This is a genomic window from Flavobacterium haoranii (genome assembly GCF_009363055.1).
Classification (GTDB): Bacteria; Bacteroidota; Bacteroidia; order Flavobacteriales; family Flavobacteriaceae; genus Flavobacterium; species Flavobacterium haoranii.
Genome location: NZ_CP045292.1, coordinates 2,091,656 through 2,109,549 on the forward strand (window position 1 = coordinate 2,091,656; position 17,894 = coordinate 2,109,549).

The window sequence follows — 17,894 nt, forward strand, 5'->3', positions numbered from 1 at the left end:
TAAAAAATTACAATGTCTATTAAAAATGTACGCTTGGAAGTAATGCAGTTTCTTGAAAAGAAGATAGATTCTTTTATGGAAGAATTCTTGATTCCTGTAGAGAAAATTTGGCAACCAAGTGATCTTTTACCTAGTTCTGAAAATGAAAATTTTTTGGAAGAAGTAAAAGAATTAAGAGCAATTGCTAAAGACTTACCTTACGATTTTTGGGTATCTTTAGTAGGTGACACGATAACAGAAGAAGCTTTGCCAACCTATGAGTCTTGGCTTATGGAAGTTGAAGGAGTCGATAATGAAGGAAGAAATGGCTGGAGCAAATGGGTGCGTCATTGGACTGGAGAAGAAAATCGTCATGGAGATGTATTAAACAAATATCTATATCTTTCTGGAAGAGTAAATATGCGCGAAGTTGAAATGACAACACATCATTTAATTAATGATGGTTTTGATATTGGAACTGGAAAAGATCCGTATAAAAACTTTGTTTACACTTCTTTTCAAGAACTTGCAACTTATATTTCGCACAACAGAGTTGCTCAAATTGCAAGACAATTTGGTGATAAAAAATTGTTTAAAATGTGTAATTTAATTGCTGGAGACGAAATGCGTCATCATTTAGCTTACAGCGAGTTCATTAATCAAATTTTCAAAGTTGACCCAAGCGAAATGATGTTGGCTTTTGAACATATGATGAAAAGAAAAATTACAATGCCTGCACATTTTTTAAGAGAGTCAGGTGAAAAAATCAGTACTCTTTTTGAAGAATTTTCTAATTCGGCTCAACGTATAGGGGTTTATACTTCAAACGATTATGTTGAAATTTTGGAAAAATTAATTGTAAAATGGGAAATTGACAAAATAAATGGTTTAAATGACCAAGCTGAGAAAGCTCGAGATTACATCATGAAATTACCAACACGTTTAAAACGCGTTTCTGAAAGATTAGTAGTGCCAGAAAATCCATATTCTTTTAAATGGATCGAAGCTGGAGCTATGTAATATAAAATTAAATCCTTTCCTTTGTGAAAGGATTTTTTTTGAATGATACTTAGTAGAACCATACAATTTGTAAAACAAACTTTAGAACACGCAGAAGGTGGCCACGATTGGTTTCACATAGAGCGTGTTTATAGAAACTCAGTAAAAATTGCTGAAGACGAAGACTGTAACCTTTTAGTAGTACAACTTGCTGCTTTATTACACGATATTGCCGATTCAAAATTTCATAATGGTGATGAAACCATAGGGCCAAAAGTAACTCGCAATTTTTTGGAACAAGAAAATGTAGATTCTGAAACTATTAATGATGTAATTGCGATTATCGAGAACATTTCTTTTAAAGGCGGTAATTTTGAAAAAAAATACAGTTCTATTGAACTAGATATAGTTCAAGATGCAGATCGCTTAGATGCTATTGGTGCTATTGGAATTGCGAGAACATTTAATTATGGTGGTTTTAAAAACCGAGCACTTTATGATCCAAATATTGCTCCAAAAACTAACATGACTAAAGAAGAATATAAAAAAAGTGAAGCACCAACAATTAATCACTTTTATGAAAAATTATTGCTATTAAAAGATAAAATGAATACTAAAACAGGTAAAAAAATGGCTGAAGAACGTCATCGTTTTATGGAATTGTTTTTAGCACAATTTTATTCGGAATGGGACAGTTAATTTAACTTTTTAGTTTACATAAATTAAATTTTAACCCGTTTTAAATAGTTATTTATAATTTAAACTTTACAAATTTTTAATTTTTAATTGAAGGCCAGAAAAAAATAGAATTCGAATTTTGAACAACAAAATAATTCTATCTCAATGAGCCAAAATTCAATTTCAAGAAGACGCTTCTTATTTAATTCTTTACTTACAACTGGTGGGGTTTTACTAGCTCCAAATATTATAAGTTGTAGCAACGATTATGAAGTTTACGACATTCCTTCAACCTATACAAACGATAGCTTTTTATATGGGGTTGCCAGCTTTGATCCAAGTCATGATCAAGTAATTATTTGGACAAAATATGAATCTTCTAAAAAAGAAGCAAAAATATTTTGGCAAGTTGCTTACGATTCATCATTTAAAAATGTTGTAAGAAGTGGTGAAGCTATAGTCGATTTTACTACAGATTATACACTTGCAGTTGAAATTCAAAATTTAGAGCCTAACTCAAAATTATTTTATCGTTTTTTTAGCGTAGAAGATAATAGCGTTTCAGTTGTTGGAGAAACAATTACACTTCCTTTAAATGCTGACGAAATTAAATTAGCTGTTTGTTCATGTGCAAACTATCAAGCAGGTTTATTTAATGTTTACGGCGCTATGGCAAATTCAAATGCCGATATAATTGTGCATCTTGGCGATTACATTTACGAATATGGTGAAGGTGAATATGGCACAAATGAATACACAGCCAGTATAGGAAGAAATCATAAACCTTCAACAGAATTATTTACTTTATATGATTATAGAGAACGCTACAAACAATATCGTTCTGATAAAAACTTACAATTAGCACATCAAAAAAAACCTTTTATATGTGTTTGGGACGATCATGAAATCGCAAATGATACTTTTAAAGATGGAGCGGAAAATCACCAAGTTAATGAAGGGAGTTTTACTGAAAGAAAAGAAGCGGCTATTAGAGCTTATAGCGAATATTTACCAGTAAAAACAAGTGATAAAAACATTATTTATAGAAGTTTTAATATTGGAAACTTAGTTAATTTAATTATGCTTGACACGCGTGTTATTGGTCGAGATCAACAATTAAATTATGCAAATTATTATGATGCTTCAGGAAATTTCAATGCAGGAGCTTTCCAAAATGATTGGTTGAATCCAAACAGAAGTATTTTAGGTTCAACACAACGCAATTGGTTAATTTCTGAACTTAACAACAGTACAACTACTTGGCAAGTTTTAGGTCAACAAGTATTAATGGGAAAAATGATGTTACCTGCAGAAATGTTAGGAACACTTGCAACTGTGGAAGCTGAAGTGAGTGCAACGGGTTCTGCATCACCAAGTACAATGGTATATTTTCAACAACAAATTACAGAATTGGTAACTATAAAATTAAAAATGGCTAACGGAATACCTGTTACTGCTGAAGAGCAAACTCGAATTTCAACCGTTTTGCCTTATAACCTTGATGCTTGGGATGGATATCCAATTGAAAGAGAAGTTTTATATGCTAATTTATCTGGTAAAAAAGTAATCTCTCTTGCAGGTGACACTCATAATGCTTGGTATAACAAACTTTCAGATAGTTCAAATAATATCGTAGGTAGAGAATTTGCTACCTCCTCTGTAACTTCTCCAGGATTAGAAAATTATTTAGGAATTGACCCTAGCACTATAAACAGTTTTGAAGATGCTATGCAAATTTTAGTAAACGATTTAGATTATCTAAATGCTGTAGATAGAGGCTTCTTAGAAATTCGCTTCACACCTTCTAGTGCTGATGCCGAATGGAAATTTGTATCATCCGTTTTCAGCGACGGATACTTCATTTCTACTGATAAAACAGAAAATTATTCAGCTTAATTTCTTCTTATTTAAATTCTATCTACAAAAAAGGTCGCTAAACGCGACCTTTTTTTATTATAACTCAATTTTAGCAATTCGCTTATCTCTTCCCTTATTACCTTCTAAAAATATAGCTGAAAATTTATTTGAAAAAAGTCCTCCATTAGTTCTATAAGTAACTTTTGAATCTTTATCACTAATTAAAATTTTATAATTAAAATCTCCGTTTGGTTCAATTTCTATAACATATAAATTCATTTTTTTTACACTTGCTTGCGCAAATGCAATTCGATTATCTTTTAATTTCTTTACATCATCATCACCATTTAAAAACAAATACATTTTCCCATCTTTAACACCCGATGTAAAAGACAAATAATCAGTTAATCCAGAAGTAGCTTGTCCTTTATTAATTGTTCGCATCCAAATCATCTCCCCTTCAAAATTAAATTTACAAGAATAAATATCATTGTAATGATAAACTGTTCTTGTCGAAGTTTGTCCGTTTGGCCCGAATGTAGTGTGCGTTGTTATATAAAATTCTTCTGCATTAAAATAAATTTCATTATTATCAGAAATAAAAAAGTCTCGATATACAACATCACTAATTTCTTTTTTCTTGTCAGATTTCTTTTTCCCTTTTTTTTCACCATGTTTATCAATCATAAATTGTTCAGAAAAAGGAGTCATTTTTGTTTTTTGAACTGTTAATTCATTTTTATCTAATTTGTAATAAGCAAAACCTCTAAAATCATTAGAATTTTTTTCAGAATACATTCCTATGCAAAACAATCCTTTTTGATTTAATAAAACTTCAAGCGAATTTATATAAGTATCGTTTGTTTCGAAAGATTTAGAATTAACTCCAGAATTGTTGATACTGTATAACTTGTAAGTGTAATTAATTTGATCGTCTACTCTATCTTTAAAACTTTCATTTTTATAAGCTTTTCCTAAAAAGTAAACTGTTCCATCTTCATCACTTACCTCAAAAGAATTATATTTAAAATATTTATCCTTTATGTTCTCAGAAAATTCTTTTTCATAAACTTTATTCAATTGATTATCATATACTAAAACTCGATGCGTTTCTTGCTTTTTGTTTTTGATATCAAAATTAAATGCTATGTATTTTCCTGTTGCTGATATTCTTACTTCTCCATATGGATCGTGATCAATCTGAGAAAAATTTGAAAAGAAGAAAAGACCTACTCCAATTGCAAATGGACTTCTAACATTATCTTTGCCAATCGAAAAAATATTATTTTTAGTAAAATTAAAATCAGAAAGACTTCCTTTTATTACGTTATATTCTATAGTTTCTTCACTCTTGTTAACAATACACTCAATTAAATTTACAGTGTTGTCTTTAACAAACATCCCTTTAATTCCAGATTTTTTATCTTCGAACTCTTTTTGATTGACAAGTTTTAAATTTTCATCATAATATTCTAAGATATATCCTCTTGAATTCATTCCAAGTTTACTATACAAATGTCTTAGTAAAACCAAGCCTCCTTTATCATCGCTAGCTGAAAAAGCTAAATCAGAATTTGTGTTTTTATCTTTAAAAATTTCACTTTTGGTAACTTTAAAATCTGTAGATTGACCAATAGCAAAATTTGCACTTAATACAATTAGTAAAAGAGCAAAAAAAATTGATTTAAAATTCATTTATTATTTATAATTAATTATTTACCTGGAAAATTTGCTTTACGTTTTTCTAAAAATGCAGTGGTGCCTTCTTTAAAATCTTCAGTACCAAAACAAGCTCCGAAGTTTTTAATTTCAACCTCATAACCATTAACACCATCTGTATAGTTAGCATTTACAGATTCGATTGCTTTTGCAATAGCAACACTAGAGTTTTTAGTAATCTTTGAAGCAATTCCTTTAGCAAAATCTACTAATTCATTTTGTGGTACTACATGATTAACTAAACCATAGTTCAAAGCTGTTGAAGCATCTACCATTCCTGCTGTCATAATCATTTCCATAGCTCTGCCTTTACCTACTAATTGTGCCAAGCGTTGTGTACCTCCATAACCTGGAATTACACCTAATGTTACTTCTGGCAATCCCATTTTTGCATTATCTGATGCCACTCTAAAATGACAAGCCATCGCCAATTCTAGTCCGCCACCAAGAGCAAAACCATTAACAGCTGCAATAACGGGTGTGCTCAAATTTTGAACGAAATCAAATAATACTTCTTGTCCTTTTGCTGCTAATTTTCCACCTTCTTCTACTGAAAAATTTGCAAATTCAGAAATATCGGCACCTGCAACAAATGCTTTTTCACCGCTTCCTGTTACAATGATAACTTTTACATCAGTATCATTATTTAACATTTTAAAACCTTCGTGTAATTCTTCAATTGTAGCTTTATTTAAAGCATTTAATTTTGTTGGTCTATTAATTGTTACCAAAGCAATGTTTTCGCTTTTTTCTATTAAAATATTTTCCATGGTTAATTATTTTCTTTATTAATAATTGGGAACATTACGATAAAAGTTGTTCCTGAACCTTTTTGGCTTTCAAAGTTAATGGTTCCATTATAATTCTCAATTATATTTTTTATAATTGGTAAACCCAATCCCATCCCGCTAGATTTAGTCGTAAATTTTGGTTCAAAAATTCTTGCTTTGTTTTCTTCTGAGATTCCTTTTCCGTTGTCGGTAACTGAAATTTTAACTTGATTCCCAATTTGCTCTACAACAACAACTACTCTTTTATCTGCTTTTTCTTCTGGAATTGCTTGTATGGCATTTTTAACCAAGTTTGTAATCACACGAATTAATTGTGTTCTATCTATTTCGGCAATTATTTCATCTTTTTCGTGAACAAACTCAATAAAATCTTCATTGAAAATTTCTAATGCTAATTGCACGATCTTAACTACATTAAGTGTTTCGTTTTGTTGTGCCGGCATCGATGCAAAATTTGAAAAAGCATTTGCAACGGCACTCATGGTATCTATTTGCTGGATTAAAATACTTGAAAAATCGGCTAATTTTTGCTTAATATTAGGATCATTTTCATCAAATCTTCTTTCAAAGCTTTGAACCGTTAAGCGCATAGGTGTCAACGGATTTTTAATTTCGTGTGCCACTTGTTTCGCCATTTCTCGCCAAGCTTGTTCGCGTTCACTTTGTGCTAGTTTATTAGCACTATCTTCTAATTGGTCTACCATTTTATTATAGGAATCAATTAGAATATTTATTTCTCTACTTCCTTCTTGTAAAACAATTTTTTGGTTTTTATTGGTAAAATTGGTTTCCCTTATTTTATCACTAATAATTTGAAGCGATTTAGTAATATAACTCGATAAAAAGTAAGAAAGAATAATCGCAATTAGAAACATTAATAGATAAACCTGACCAAAACGCATTAAAAAGCTCTTTACTTCATTGTCATAAAAACTTGTGTCTTCTTCGTAAGGCAAATTTAAAATGGCTAATGGTTTAAACTTATTATCTTTTACATAAGAATAAGACGAACGATATTGTTGCCCATCAATTTTTACAAATTCAACGTAACGTTTCTCGATTGTTCCTTGTAAAATTCGTAAAGTTGCAGGGTCAATTTTGGGTAAAATACTATCTACTTTAAAAACTGCTTTTGAAGAAATTAATAAGTTTCCTTTTAAATCATAAAAGTTAATTTCCATACTATGAATATCGGCTAATTCATGGATTCTTTCTTTGAATATTAAAGGAATATTTTCTGTAGTAAGTGGATAAGTTGTAGTTTGAAGTACATAATTAATATGACCTACAATAGAATTTTCTTTTCTTTCTAATCTATCTTGATGGTATTCTTTTGCCTCTTTTCTAAATTGATAAATAGATACTAGTGCTATTAAAACAGAAGCTATTAAGGTTAAAAATATCATGGCTAAAAATATTCTTACCCTTAAGGAAAGTTGTTTTAAATTTAGTAATCTATAATACATTTAAGAGTTATTCTTTTCTCTAATTTTTTTATAAAACTTATAACCTAACATTAAAAGTACGGAAAAAAGAATAATTCCGATAACACCAAAAATCCAGTTCACAGCATTCTTTAAAATAACCAAAAAAACAACTGCAAATAAAATTATAGTAGCTCCTTCATTCCATAATCTAAAAAAGCCAGAGCTATTTTTGACTTCATTTTTTTGCAATTGCTTGAATATTTGATGGCATTTTAAATGGTATAAATACAATAAAAAACAAAAAGTAATTTAACATGCATCCATGGTTGTTGTAACCAAACTTGACCAACTTCGGTAAAAAACAACATCCAAAAAGCAAAAAAACTTGCTAAAACTGCACTTGGCCAAGTAATAATATACCACAACCTATATTGCATTAATTGATATTGCTTTATTAAAATAGACTGTTCTGGTTCTGGTTTTGTTTTTGCTTCTGCGTGATATACAAAAAGACGCACCATATAAAACAACCCTGCAAACCAAGTAACTACAAAAATTAAATGTAATGCTTTTATATAATTGTATAATTCCATTAATATTCTATTAATTTGGTTTTAATTTCTCGATTTAAAAAATATGCTGTTACTAAAGTCGATAATAAATCGGCTATAGGAAATGCAATCCACACGCCATGTATTCCAAAATACTTAGGCAATAATAAAACCAAAGGTATCAAGAAAAATCCTTGTTTTGTTAAAGTTAGTAATAATGCTGGAATTGCCTTACCTACTGCTTGAAAATAAGCCGCGCCAATTAATTGTAAAGCTATAATAGGAGTAGCCGCAAAAACGAAAATTAAAGCTTGAGGTGTTATTTTTAAAATGTCAACATCAGTCGTAAAAACCCTTACAATAGGTTCAGCAAAAAAATAAATAACTACAAATATGCAGGTTGCCATTACTGCCGCGGCTACAATCGATTTTACGATTGTTTCTTTAACCCGATGAAAATTTTTAGCTCCATAATTATATCCAGCAATTGGTAGAAACCCTTGGGTAATTCCTAAAATAGGAAAATAAGCAAACATTAGCATTCTATTTATAATTCCATAAACTGTTACGCCATGTTCACCTCCATAAACAAATAAGGTTTGATTCACTATAATTGCCAATAAACTCACAACTCCTTGACGCGCAAAAGTCACAAATCCTAATGCTGTAATTTCTTTTACTAAAACAGGATTTGGTTTAAGATGATGCCAACTTATTTGCAGTTCACTCTTATAAATAAAAAACCAGAGTATAAACAAAAAGCAAAGTAAATATGATATTGAAGTAGCTAATGCAGCACCAAACATTCCCCAATTTAAAAACTTAATAAAAAAACATCCATTATAATGTTTCCAAAAGCAGGAATAATCATCGCATACATAGCAAACTTAGCCTTACCTTCGGCTCTTATTACAGTATTTCCCATCATGCAAAGTGCCAAAAATGGAACACCTAATAAAACAGGAAGAAAAAATTCTTTTGCGGGTTCCAATATCTCTCCATTAGCTCCAAATAAGATCAAAACTTTATCAAAAAAAGCAAAACCTAATGATACTGAAACTAAAGCTAAAGTTAAGCTCATCATAATTTGGTTCCCAAAAGTATGTAACGCTTTCTCTTTATCTTTTGCTCCAAGTGCTCTAGAGATAATGGAACTTCCACCAATTCCTATTGCCATTCCTAATGAAGAAATTAAAAACGAAATAGGTAATACTACAGATACTGCTGCAATGGCAAGCGAACCAATCCATTGTCCTACAAAAATGGTGTCGATTAAAATATTAATTGACATAAACAAAATTCCTATTGAAGCTGGAACAGATTGTTTAATCAATAATTGTTTTATATCTAAACTTCCCAGTTCTTCTAAAGTTACTTTCATAAATTTAATTTTGGATTGCCCATTGGTCAATCCATCTACTTAATGTTTTCACCCAATCGTCATTATCATTTAAACATGGGATTGTTAAAAAATCTTCTCCTCCATTTTCTTTAAAACTATGTGCTGCCTCTAAACCAATTTCTTCTAATGTTTCCAAACAATCTGAAACGAATGCTGGGGTTACAACTGCTAGTTTTTTTACACCATTTTTTGCAAAACCATCAATAGTAGCATCTGTGTAAGGCTGTAACCAAGGATCTTTACCTAATCTAGATTGAAAAGATGTACTATAAGTTCCTTCTTTGAGATTTAAAAATTTAGCAACCTGTTTTGTTGTTTCATAACACTGATGTCTATAGCAAAATTCATGAGCTTTTGAAGGTGTATTACAACATGAACCATCAATTTTACAATGCGATTTTGTAACATCGGATTTTTTAATATGACGTTCTGGTACTCCATGATAAGAAAACAATAAATGTTCCGCATCAAAATTATTTAACTCTGTTTGAATTGAGTTTGATAAATCTCTTATATAATCTGGTTGATTGTAAAAAGCAGGTAAAATAGTAAAACTCATGTTTGGAAATTTAGTTTGTCTAATTTTTTCTGCTAATACTAAAATAGTTTCTGTAGTTGCCATTGCAAACTGAGGATACATTGGAATTAACAAAACCTCATTTACTCCTTTTTCATGCAGTTCTTTTAAACCTGCTTCAATACTTGGATTACCATAGCGCATAGCTAAAACAACTGGAACAGAAACATTATCTTGTACTTTATTTTGAAGTCTTTTTGATAATACAATTAATGGAGAACCCTCATCCCACCAAATTCTCTTGTAAGCTTTTGCAGATTTTTTAGGTCTAGTATTTAAAATTATACCTTTTACAAGTAGAACTCTCAATAGATATGGAACATCTATAACCCTTTCATCCATTAAAAATTCATCTAAATATTTCTTAACATCTTTAACTTCAGTACTTTCAGGCGAACCTAGATTTACTAATAAAACTCCTTTTTTCACTTTATACTTTTTTTCAAAGTTACTAAAAAGCAGTTAAATTTTAGATTTGTAACATTCTTCTTAATAAATTTTTAAATTATAACAATTTTTATTACAGATTTTATGTACCTAATGTTAAATTTTTATTTTTTTTAATAAAAAAGTCGTTTTTGATTAAATTTTTTATAATTTAGAGGCCCCTAACATAAGTGTCCAACCCCCAAATTTATGATTGCTTATGACAAAAATCTACCTACCCATTATTTTCTTATTTTTAATAAGTCTTTCTACTGCTGCGCAAGTTTCTGGAGTAGGAATAAACGAGACAGTTCCTGAACAAACTTTACATCTTGGTACACCTACGGGAACCATTAGAGTTGAAGGTCTCGATGAAAACAATAATATTTACAATAACGGTCCCGCACACACTTATCCACTATTTGTTGATGAAAAAGGTGACATGACACTTTATAATCAAATTTTGTACAATAGTGATGGTAATGATGCATTTGACGATACTAATATCAACACATCTACCGCTGTTATTCTTGATGGAGACAATGATGGATTAGAAACAGTAAGAATTTATAGTTTTACGATTTCTGTAAACAGACCTTCACTACTACTTGTTAAATACAATTTAAGTTTTGAAGTTTTTAGAAATACTGAAGAAGTTGAACTTACCGATAAACTTTCAAGAAGAATAAATACTTATTTCAGGTTAAATGGCTCTACTAGAAAGTATTGCCATGTATCTAAGTGTTATACTGGTGGAGACAATAGAGGCAACGTAACTGGAATGTTTTACAACATGTCTTCTTCATACATTGTCATTCCAGCTGCCGGAACCTATACAATAGAAATGTTTGGAGAAGTTTCTTCGGGACTAAAAGCAAGCAACCCAAACACTGGACTTGCTACTTGTGTAATTTTTGGAAGAGGAGATGACACTTTAATGTGTAAATTGAACTAACCCTAAATCTTAATACCATGAAAAAATTTACTTATTGTTTATATGGGTGAGTTATATCTCATTTGGACAGGTTGGAATTGGAACTCAAACACCTCAACAAGATTTACACGTTGCAGGAAGTAATTCTACAATTAGAATTGAAGGATTGGATGTAATTAATAATGTTGAAAACAACGGTCTAGAATTAACACCTGTTTATGTTACCAATAAAGGAAATTTAACTTTAACTCCACCTACTTATATTTCAGGAGGAACAGGCTATGAACTTCCTTTAATCATTTTAATGGATACTCCTAATTTTGTGCCCGATAATATACTGTCGTTACCTGTACCCTATAATGACCACGGAAGAGTAATTAACAGCGACAATTCAACCGAATCAGTTACTGGACTTATACACAGTATCACCATTACAGTTCCATCAGCCTCAATGATTGAATTTAAATATGCTATGTCAATTTTATATTCGGCAACAGACTTATCATCAACGCCTTACGACCCAAGTTTTATAACCGACGAAAGAACAAGAAGCTACCAAACCTATTTTTGTATTGATTTATTCTCTGATGGTTTAGACGCTACTGAACTTGCAAAACATTATGGAACCAAAGGTCAATATTATGGAACCGCTAAAGGAGGTACTCGTGGTTACACCTACATGAACAGTCAAGCATATGCAACATTACCTTCAGGTACACATACAGTATATTTTTATGGTGTTGTAAACGATCCTCCTGACACTTATACAAGCATAGGATTTGGTGGAGCAAACGAATATCTAAAAATTAGAGTTTACTAATTAAATCTTTTTAGTTATGACAAAAAAATACTTTTACATACTACTTTTTGCAACATTAAATGTCATATCACAAAATGTTGGTATTAAAACAACAAGTCCAGAAGAAGAATTACATATTGCAGGAGCAACCTCTACAATAAGAGTTGAAGGCTTGAATGAAATAAATAATGTGAATAACCTTGGAACAAACTCTACTTCAAAAGTTTTTGTAAATGAATTTGGTGATTTAGTTCTAGGAGAATTAAAAGATAATATTCAATTAATTTTTGATTCCGATAATTATTTAAGAGATGTTCAAAATCCTACCTCACTAATATTACAAACTGGTGAAGGATCAGGTTTTAGTGAGGCAGGAATACCAACTTTAGGTTTAGCTGCTTCTTTTACACTAACAGCACCAGCGGTAGTCGAAATCAACTATTCTGTTTCTTGGAACTTAGGTAAAAATGCTAGTCCAACTTCTAGAATTGACGATTATAGAGCTCGAGTTGTTCAAACTGGTGTTTATTTTAGACTAAATGATTATACAGGCCCCCCCGTTGTTAATGATTATTTTGGAAATCCTATAAATGGTGGTGCACTTTGTATAAATTCAAGTTGTACACAAGTAGCTGGCATGATTGGGATTAATGGCCAAATTTATAACAATGAAGATAAAGATGAGGGTGTTTGGAGTGGCTTTAGAAATTCTGCTTCTGATTATGTGATACTTGGACCTGGAACCTATACACCTATGTTTGCTGCACAATTAGAAGTAGGAGATACAAATGCCACGGGAGCTATAAAAATGTACCTAGGAGTCGAAAATGATGAAGTTCAGGTAATTGCACATTACTTTAATTAAGAAATGATTTTTATCATATGTTAAAGAAATTTAACATTTTAGTTGTGTAATATTATTTTTTTATTATTTGCATTAAAATCTATAAAAAAAATGCTAAATGGTAAGAAAAATATTACTCTTATTAACCTTTTTAACTTATTTAAATACATTTTCTCAAACTCAAGGAGTTGGAATTAACGAAAAGGTTCCAGAACAAACCTTACACCTAGGTTCCCAAACAGGAACCGTGAGAGTTGACGGTCTAAACTCAACAAACAACAGTTATAATGGCGGAGAAGCGGACAAAACTTACCCTCTATTTGTTGATGAAAATGGAGATATGACACTTCAAACATCTGCCTATAACAATAGTGATGGTAATGATGCCTATTTATCAACAGATCCCATAAACTCACAATTATCAATTATTCCTATTGTTCAGGCTAACGATGGTTATGAGTCTGTTGAAATTACATCGTATACATTTACAGTTAGTAGAAATACAGTTTTAGAAATCAAATATTCTTTAAGTATTGAGGTTTTTAGAAATAATTTATTACAAATCATTCAAGATCCATATGCAAGGAATATTACTAACTTTTTTACATTAGATGCAGCTACTCTAACATCTACAACGAGAAGGTATGCTGCACACTCTAAATGTTACTTTAACTTTAATAATCCTGCAACCAAGGGAAGTGGAGCTATAGATCCTTCAAAACCTAACTTAGCACTCCCAAATGCTTCAACAGGATACATTTACAATAGTGGAACATCATATATTTATTTAACCCCTGGTACCCATACACTTCGTTTTTACGGAACAGTATGTTCGGGAACCAACAACAGGGCTACTTTTGTTAGGTTTGCTGGTGGACCTGATGCTATTTTCTTACGTTTACACTAAAATAAAATTCTATGAAAAAAATTACTTTATATATAACAATATTTTTGGCTAGCAATTTTATGTTTGGGCAAGTCGGTATAGGAACCGATAATCCGCAACAAGAGTTACATATTGCAGGAGCTACATCAACAATACGAATTGAAAGTTTAAATAGCATTAATGAACCTATTTTAAATGATGGAGTAAAACTAGCACCAGCTTTTGTTACTGGAAATGGAGACATTACAATAGATCCTTCTGGTTGGAATACAGGTGGAGGTCCTGGCACAAATGAACCTTTAAACTTTCTAATCAGTATTCCTAACTTTGTACCGAACGGCCCATATGGAGATGGTACAGTAGTAACAAACGACACTACAATTACTAGTGCAACAGCACAAATAGCTTCTGTTCCATTTACCAGTCCTCAAGATGCATTGATTGAAGTTCGATATGCTATGACTGTTGACTTGTCAAGCCAAGTACTTCCACAGCAATTTGCGTATACATTTTCAGATGTTTCTACAAGAACTATTCGTTGTTATTTCTATATAGATTTAAATAATGACGGTTTAGATACTACTGAATTATCTAAAGTTTATGGATTACACGGAGAAGCTTATACATCTTACGATCAAGGTTCTTTAGGATACGCCTTTATTCATGGTGTTGGATATGGAAACATCCCTGCAGGAAATCATGCTTTAGTCTTTTTTGGAGAAACAAATGATGGAACCAACTTAAATACCTATGTAGGATTTGGAGGTTCTTCTGATTATTTAAAAATTCGTCTTTACAATTAATTCACTAGCTATGAGAAAAATATTATATACTATTACAATTTTAGCAAATTCGATTGCATTTGCACAAGTTGGTGTTAATACAACTGCTCCTGCTGAAGAATTAAACGTTGCAGGACCAACTTCAATTATAAGAGTTGAAGGATTGAATGAAACTAACAACCCATTAAATCTAGGAAACAGACAAAATTCAAGAGTTTATGTAGATGCAGATGGTGATTTAGTACTTGCTGACACGCCAGCAGATATAGGCATTCTATTTAATCCTGCAAATTATTTAGATGATCCATTAGTAACTAGTGCTGGACCTCCAGGAAATCAAATTAATCAAACAGGTACCGGTTCCGGTTATTCATATGCAGGTTGGCCAAGAGTTATAGGGCCTGGAAGTTCAACTTTTACACTAACAAAACCAGCAATTGTTGAAATCAATTATTCTTTATCTTATCTAATTCAAAAAACGGGTGATCCAGTTGATGATTTTCATGCAAGAACAGCTCAGTTTTATTTATATTTAAGAAGTGGTAGTCATGTAGGTCCAATTGTAACAACAGATTATGATGGAGTTCCATTAAACTTTGCTGGTAATCCAGGAGCATTAGGCTATAGCGGTAATTTCTACACAAATGGTGACTCTACTGGAGCTGGAGGAACTGAAGGGTTTGATAAAGTTTTTTATGCTACAGGACATGATTATGTAAAATTAGGACCGGGAACATATAGTCCTGCTTTTGCGGGTATATTATTCGTAGCAGATACTGGTGGAACTGGAGCAGTTAAAATGCAAATTGGTCCTGGTGATGATGAAGTAATTATTGTAGCACACTACTACAACTAAAAAATAAATTTTATAATAAAAAAGCTCCTTAATCAAGGAGCTTTTTTTATTCACTAGTTCTGTAAATATTTTTTTGGCGTGGTACCAAATTTTTTCTTGAAAGCAGCTATAAAATGACTACCAGTACTGTAGCCAATTTTTAAACCAACTTCATTTACATTGTAAGAGCCGCTATCTAATAACTGCCTAGCATAATCTAACTTATAATCTAATAAGAAACCATAAACTGTATCGCCATAAATTTGTTTAAAACCTTCTTTTAGTCTTTTCAAATTTAACCCTACTTTTTCAGATAATTCTACTAAAGTTGGTGGTTCAGCCATATTCGCAATAATAATTTCTTTTGCTTTTCTAATTTTTAAAATATTTTCTTCGTCAATTAAAAAAGGACATTGCTCTGCATTTGGATCTTCAGATTTATTAAAAAATAAACTGATTAATTCATATCCTTTACCTTTATAATATAATTTCTTTATAGATTGGCTTAAATTATAATGAAACAATTGATTTAAAACTATTGCCATAGAAGGATTGATGTCATCTTCTTTATAGTATTTTTTATCGATATTATCTTGACTTAAAAAAGGAATATTTTCAGTATCACTGGAAAATAAACTGTGTAATTTTTTTATTGAAATAATTACTGAAATACACCATGAATTTGGCAACAATTCCAAATCTATTGGCAACTCTTTTTGCGGATTATAAAACAATAACGATTTTTCTTCTAATAAATCTAAAGTATAACTTCCTTGATTAAAAGTAAAAATGCCTTTACCCTTTATACCAAAATGAAATTGTATAAGACCTTGATTTACAGTTTTATTAAATCTGTAGCTTTCATTTGAATCATTTTGACATTTATATAATATAAAATCGTTTTCTATTTTAATTTCTTCAAAAGAACCCATAGCGATATTTTTTAAATTTGTAAAAAGAAAAATATTTGTTTTTTATTTAGAACTATTCTATATAAGAAACCTTGTAAAGCCTTGTTTTATTACAAAGTTATAAAGAATTAATTTTAAAGTGTGTTTTTTAAGGAAAATAACTTTAAGCGACATAAAAAGTTCTTCTAGCGTTGTTTTTATAAAGTAGTTCACATTACTTTTGTGTTACTTTTTAGGTAAGAGTACATTATGGAGAATACTTTACACGGCAAACAACTATCTTTTTATGTTGTTGGCCTTAGTTATAAAAAAGCAGACGCTGAAATGCGCGGTAAATTTAGTCTAGATGATGCATCTAAAAATAATGTATTACACCAAGCTAAAGATGAAGGTATAGAAAGTTTATTCTTAATCTCTACTTGTAATAGGACTGAAATTTACGGTTTTGCACAGCATCCCTTTCAACTAATAAAATTACTTTGCGATAATAGTCAAGGTACTGTTGAAGACTTTCAAAATGTAGCTTACATATATAAAAACAAAGAAGCTATTCAACATCTATTTAAAGTCGGAACTGGTTTAGATAGTCAAATTTTAGGTGATTTCGAGATTATCTCTCAAATCAAACAAGGTTTCGTCGAAAGTAAAAAATTGAACTTAGCGAATGCATATTTAGAACGTTTAACAAATGCTGTTATTCAAGCTAGTAAACGCGTTAAGAACGAAACCGAATTAAGCTCTGGCGCAACTTCAGTATCTTTTGCAGCGGTTCAATATATTATGAACAATGTTGAGAACATTGGCAATAAAAACATTTTACTTTTTGGTATTGGAAAAATAGGTAGAAATACTTGTGAGAATTTGGTAAAACATACCAAAAACGAACATATCGTATTAATAAATCGTACTAAAGAAAAAGCTGAAAAAATTGCTGGAAAGTTTAATGTAATCGTAAAGGATTACACAAACTTACAAGAAGAAATACATAAAGCCGATGTGCTTATTGTTGCTACGGGTGCTCAAAATCCAACTGTAGATGCATCTGTTTTAAATTTAAAAAAATCATTATTAATTTTAGATTTATCGATTCCTAAAAATGTAAATGAAAATGTAAAATCTATTGAAGGTGTTACATTGTTACATATGGATCATTTATCTCAAATTACAGATGATACATTAGAAAAAAGAAAACAATATATTCCGCAAGCAGAAGAAATAATTGAAGAAATAATTGAAGAATTTTCATCGTGGTCAAAAGCGAGAAAATTTGCTCCAACAATACATTCTTTAAAAGAAAAATTAGCTTCTATAAAACAAGCTGAATTAAATTATCAAAGAAAAAAACTCGAAAACTTTAACGAGGAACAAGCTGAAATTATTAGTAACCGAATTATCCAAAAAATTACTACTCATTTTGCAAATCATTTAAAGCAAGAAAACACTTCTGTAGATGAAAGTATTGAATGGATTGAGAAAGTATTTCAGTTAAACGACTAA

Annotated in this window: 15 protein-coding genes and 2 pseudogenes; 10 read left to right on the forward strand and 7 right to left on the reverse strand. The window is 30.7% G+C overall.

Annotation, left to right across the window (positions count from 1 at the left end):
* The first annotated feature begins 12 nt into the window (after positions 1–12).
* The 3 genes from GCU34_RS09985 (at position 13) to GCU34_RS09995 (ending at position 3,552) form a co-directional block, all read left to right on the forward strand.
* On the forward strand, positions 13–999 hold the full coding sequence (locus GCU34_RS09985) for an acyl-ACP desaturase (protein WP_072782641.1): 987 nt from the start codon (positions 13–15) through the stop codon (positions 997–999).
* Between the two features lie 42 nt (positions 1,000–1,041).
* Positions 1,042–1,677, forward strand: a complete 636-nt coding sequence (locus GCU34_RS09990; RefSeq protein WP_072782638.1) for an HD domain-containing protein — start codon at positions 1,042–1,044, stop codon at positions 1,675–1,677.
* Between the two features lie 144 nt (positions 1,678–1,821).
* Entirely contained in the window at positions 1,822–3,552 is a 1,731-nt protein-coding gene (locus GCU34_RS09995; RefSeq protein WP_072782635.1) for an alkaline phosphatase D family protein, read from the forward strand.
* A gap of 57 nt (positions 3,553–3,609) precedes the next feature.
* Here the strand turns inward: GCU34_RS09995 and GCU34_RS10000 are convergent, their stop codons facing one another.
* The 6 genes and pseudogenes from GCU34_RS10000 to hemH form a co-directional block, all read right to left on the reverse strand.
* Complete coding sequence (locus GCU34_RS10000; RefSeq protein WP_072782632.1) at positions 3,610–5,208, reverse strand: hypothetical protein; 1,599 nt, start codon at positions 5,206–5,208, stop codon at positions 3,610–3,612.
* A 17-nt stretch (positions 5,209–5,225) separates the two neighbouring features.
* On the reverse strand, positions 5,226–6,002 hold the full coding sequence (locus GCU34_RS10005; RefSeq protein ID WP_072782628.1) for an enoyl-CoA hydratase/isomerase family protein: 777 nt from the start codon (positions 6,000–6,002) through the stop codon (positions 5,226–5,228).
* Positions 6,003–6,004: 2 nt separating this feature from the next.
* On the reverse strand, positions 6,005–7,429 hold the full coding sequence (locus GCU34_RS10010; RefSeq protein WP_072782624.1) for a sensor histidine kinase: 1,425 nt from the start codon (positions 7,427–7,429) through the stop codon (positions 6,005–6,007).
* Between the two features lie 60 nt (positions 7,430–7,489).
* Positions 7,490–8,043: pseudogene (locus tag GCU34_RS10015) on the reverse strand (CopD family protein).
* Positions 8,043–9,382: pseudogene (locus GCU34_RS10020) on the reverse strand (MATE family efflux transporter). Before GCU34_RS10020 ends, GCU34_RS10015 begins: the two co-directional pseudogenes overlap by 1 nt.
* Positions 9,383–9,386: 4 nt before the next feature.
* Positions 9,387–10,409 (reverse strand): ferrochelatase, encoded by a 1,023-nt coding sequence (gene hemH / locus GCU34_RS10025; protein WP_072782615.1) that lies wholly within the window; start codon positions 10,407–10,409, stop codon positions 9,387–9,389.
* Between the two features lie 217 nt (positions 10,410–10,626).
* Between hemH and GCU34_RS10030 the strand changes: the two genes are divergently transcribed.
* From GCU34_RS10030 to GCU34_RS10055, 6 genes are all read left to right on the forward strand, one after another.
* Positions 10,627–11,361, forward strand: coding sequence for a hypothetical protein (locus GCU34_RS10030; protein WP_072782612.1), 735 nt, complete (start codon positions 10,627–10,629; stop codon positions 11,359–11,361).
* 46 nt (positions 11,362–11,407) lie between these two features.
* On the forward strand, positions 11,408–12,160 hold the full coding sequence (locus GCU34_RS10035) for a hypothetical protein (RefSeq protein ID WP_152378445.1): 753 nt from the start codon (positions 11,408–11,410) through the stop codon (positions 12,158–12,160).
* A 16-nt stretch (positions 12,161–12,176) separates the two neighbouring features.
* Positions 12,177–13,004, forward strand: a complete 828-nt coding sequence (locus GCU34_RS10040) for a hypothetical protein (RefSeq protein ID WP_072782606.1) — start codon at positions 12,177–12,179, stop codon at positions 13,002–13,004.
* 97 nt (positions 13,005–13,101) lie between these two features.
* On the forward strand, positions 13,102–13,890 hold the full coding sequence (locus GCU34_RS10045) for a hypothetical protein (protein ID WP_072782603.1): 789 nt from the start codon (positions 13,102–13,104) through the stop codon (positions 13,888–13,890).
* Between the two features lie 11 nt (positions 13,891–13,901).
* Entirely contained in the window at positions 13,902–14,672 is a 771-nt protein-coding gene (locus tag GCU34_RS10050) for a hypothetical protein (protein WP_072782601.1), read from the forward strand.
* A 10-nt stretch (positions 14,673–14,682) separates the two neighbouring features.
* Positions 14,683–15,507 carry a hypothetical protein gene (locus tag GCU34_RS10055; protein ID WP_072782581.1) on the forward strand — a complete coding sequence of 275 codons (825 nt, stop codon included), beginning with the start codon at positions 14,683–14,685 and terminating at the stop codon, positions 15,505–15,507.
* 53 nt (positions 15,508–15,560) lie between these two features.
* On the opposite strand, the gene GCU34_RS10060 is transcribed toward GCU34_RS10055, so the two are convergent.
* The gene (locus GCU34_RS10060; protein ID WP_072782579.1) at positions 15,561–16,418 is read right to left on the reverse strand and encodes a helix-turn-helix domain-containing protein; all 858 of its coding nucleotides are present in this window, start codon (positions 16,416–16,418) and stop codon (positions 15,561–15,563) included.
* A 228-nt stretch (positions 16,419–16,646) separates the two neighbouring features.
* Between GCU34_RS10060 and hemA the strand changes: the two genes are divergently transcribed.
* Positions 16,647–17,894: a glutamyl-tRNA reductase gene (gene hemA / locus GCU34_RS10065; protein WP_072782577.1), complete on the forward strand. Its 1,248-nt coding sequence runs from the start codon at positions 16,647–16,649 to the stop codon at positions 17,892–17,894.

Excerpts from the sequence above, each read along its gene's own strand:
- GCU34_RS10045 (WP_072782603.1), top strand. The coding sequence starts at position 13,102 with ATGGTAAGAAAAATATTACTCTTATTAACCTTTTTAACTTATTTAAAT.
- GCU34_RS10040 (WP_072782606.1), top strand. The coding sequence starts at position 12,177 with ATGACAAAAAAATACTTTTACATACTACTTTTTGCAACATTAAATGTC.
- GCU34_RS10000 (WP_072782632.1), bottom strand. The coding sequence starts at position 5,208 with ATGAATTTTAAATCAATTTTTTTTGCTCTTTTACTAATTGTATTAAGT.
- GCU34_RS10060 (WP_072782579.1), bottom strand. The coding sequence starts at position 16,418 with ATGGGTTCTTTTGAAGAAATTAAAATAGAAAACGATTTTATATTATAT.
- GCU34_RS10010 (WP_072782624.1), bottom strand. The coding sequence starts at position 7,429 with ATGATATTTTTAACCTTAATAGCTTCTGTTTTAATAGCACTAGTATCT.
- GCU34_RS09985 (WP_072782641.1), top strand. The coding sequence starts at position 13 with ATGTCTATTAAAAATGTACGCTTGGAAGTAATGCAGTTTCTTGAAAAG.
- GCU34_RS10005 (WP_072782628.1), bottom strand. The coding sequence starts at position 6,002 with ATGGAAAATATTTTAATAGAAAAAAGCGAAAACATTGCTTTGGTAACA.
- GCU34_RS09990 (WP_072782638.1), top strand. The coding sequence starts at position 1,042 with ATGATACTTAGTAGAACCATACAATTTGTAAAACAAACTTTAGAACAC.
- hemA (WP_072782577.1), top strand. The coding sequence starts at position 16,647 with ATGGAGAATACTTTACACGGCAAACAACTATCTTTTTATGTTGTTGGC.
- GCU34_RS10055 (WP_072782581.1), top strand. The coding sequence starts at position 14,683 with ATGAGAAAAATATTATATACTATTACAATTTTAGCAAATTCGATTGCA.
- GCU34_RS10050 (WP_072782601.1), top strand. The coding sequence starts at position 13,902 with ATGAAAAAAATTACTTTATATATAACAATATTTTTGGCTAGCAATTTT.
- GCU34_RS10030 (WP_072782612.1), top strand. The coding sequence starts at position 10,627 with ATGACAAAAATCTACCTACCCATTATTTTCTTATTTTTAATAAGTCTT.
- GCU34_RS09995 (WP_072782635.1), top strand. The coding sequence starts at position 1,822 with ATGAGCCAAAATTCAATTTCAAGAAGACGCTTCTTATTTAATTCTTTA.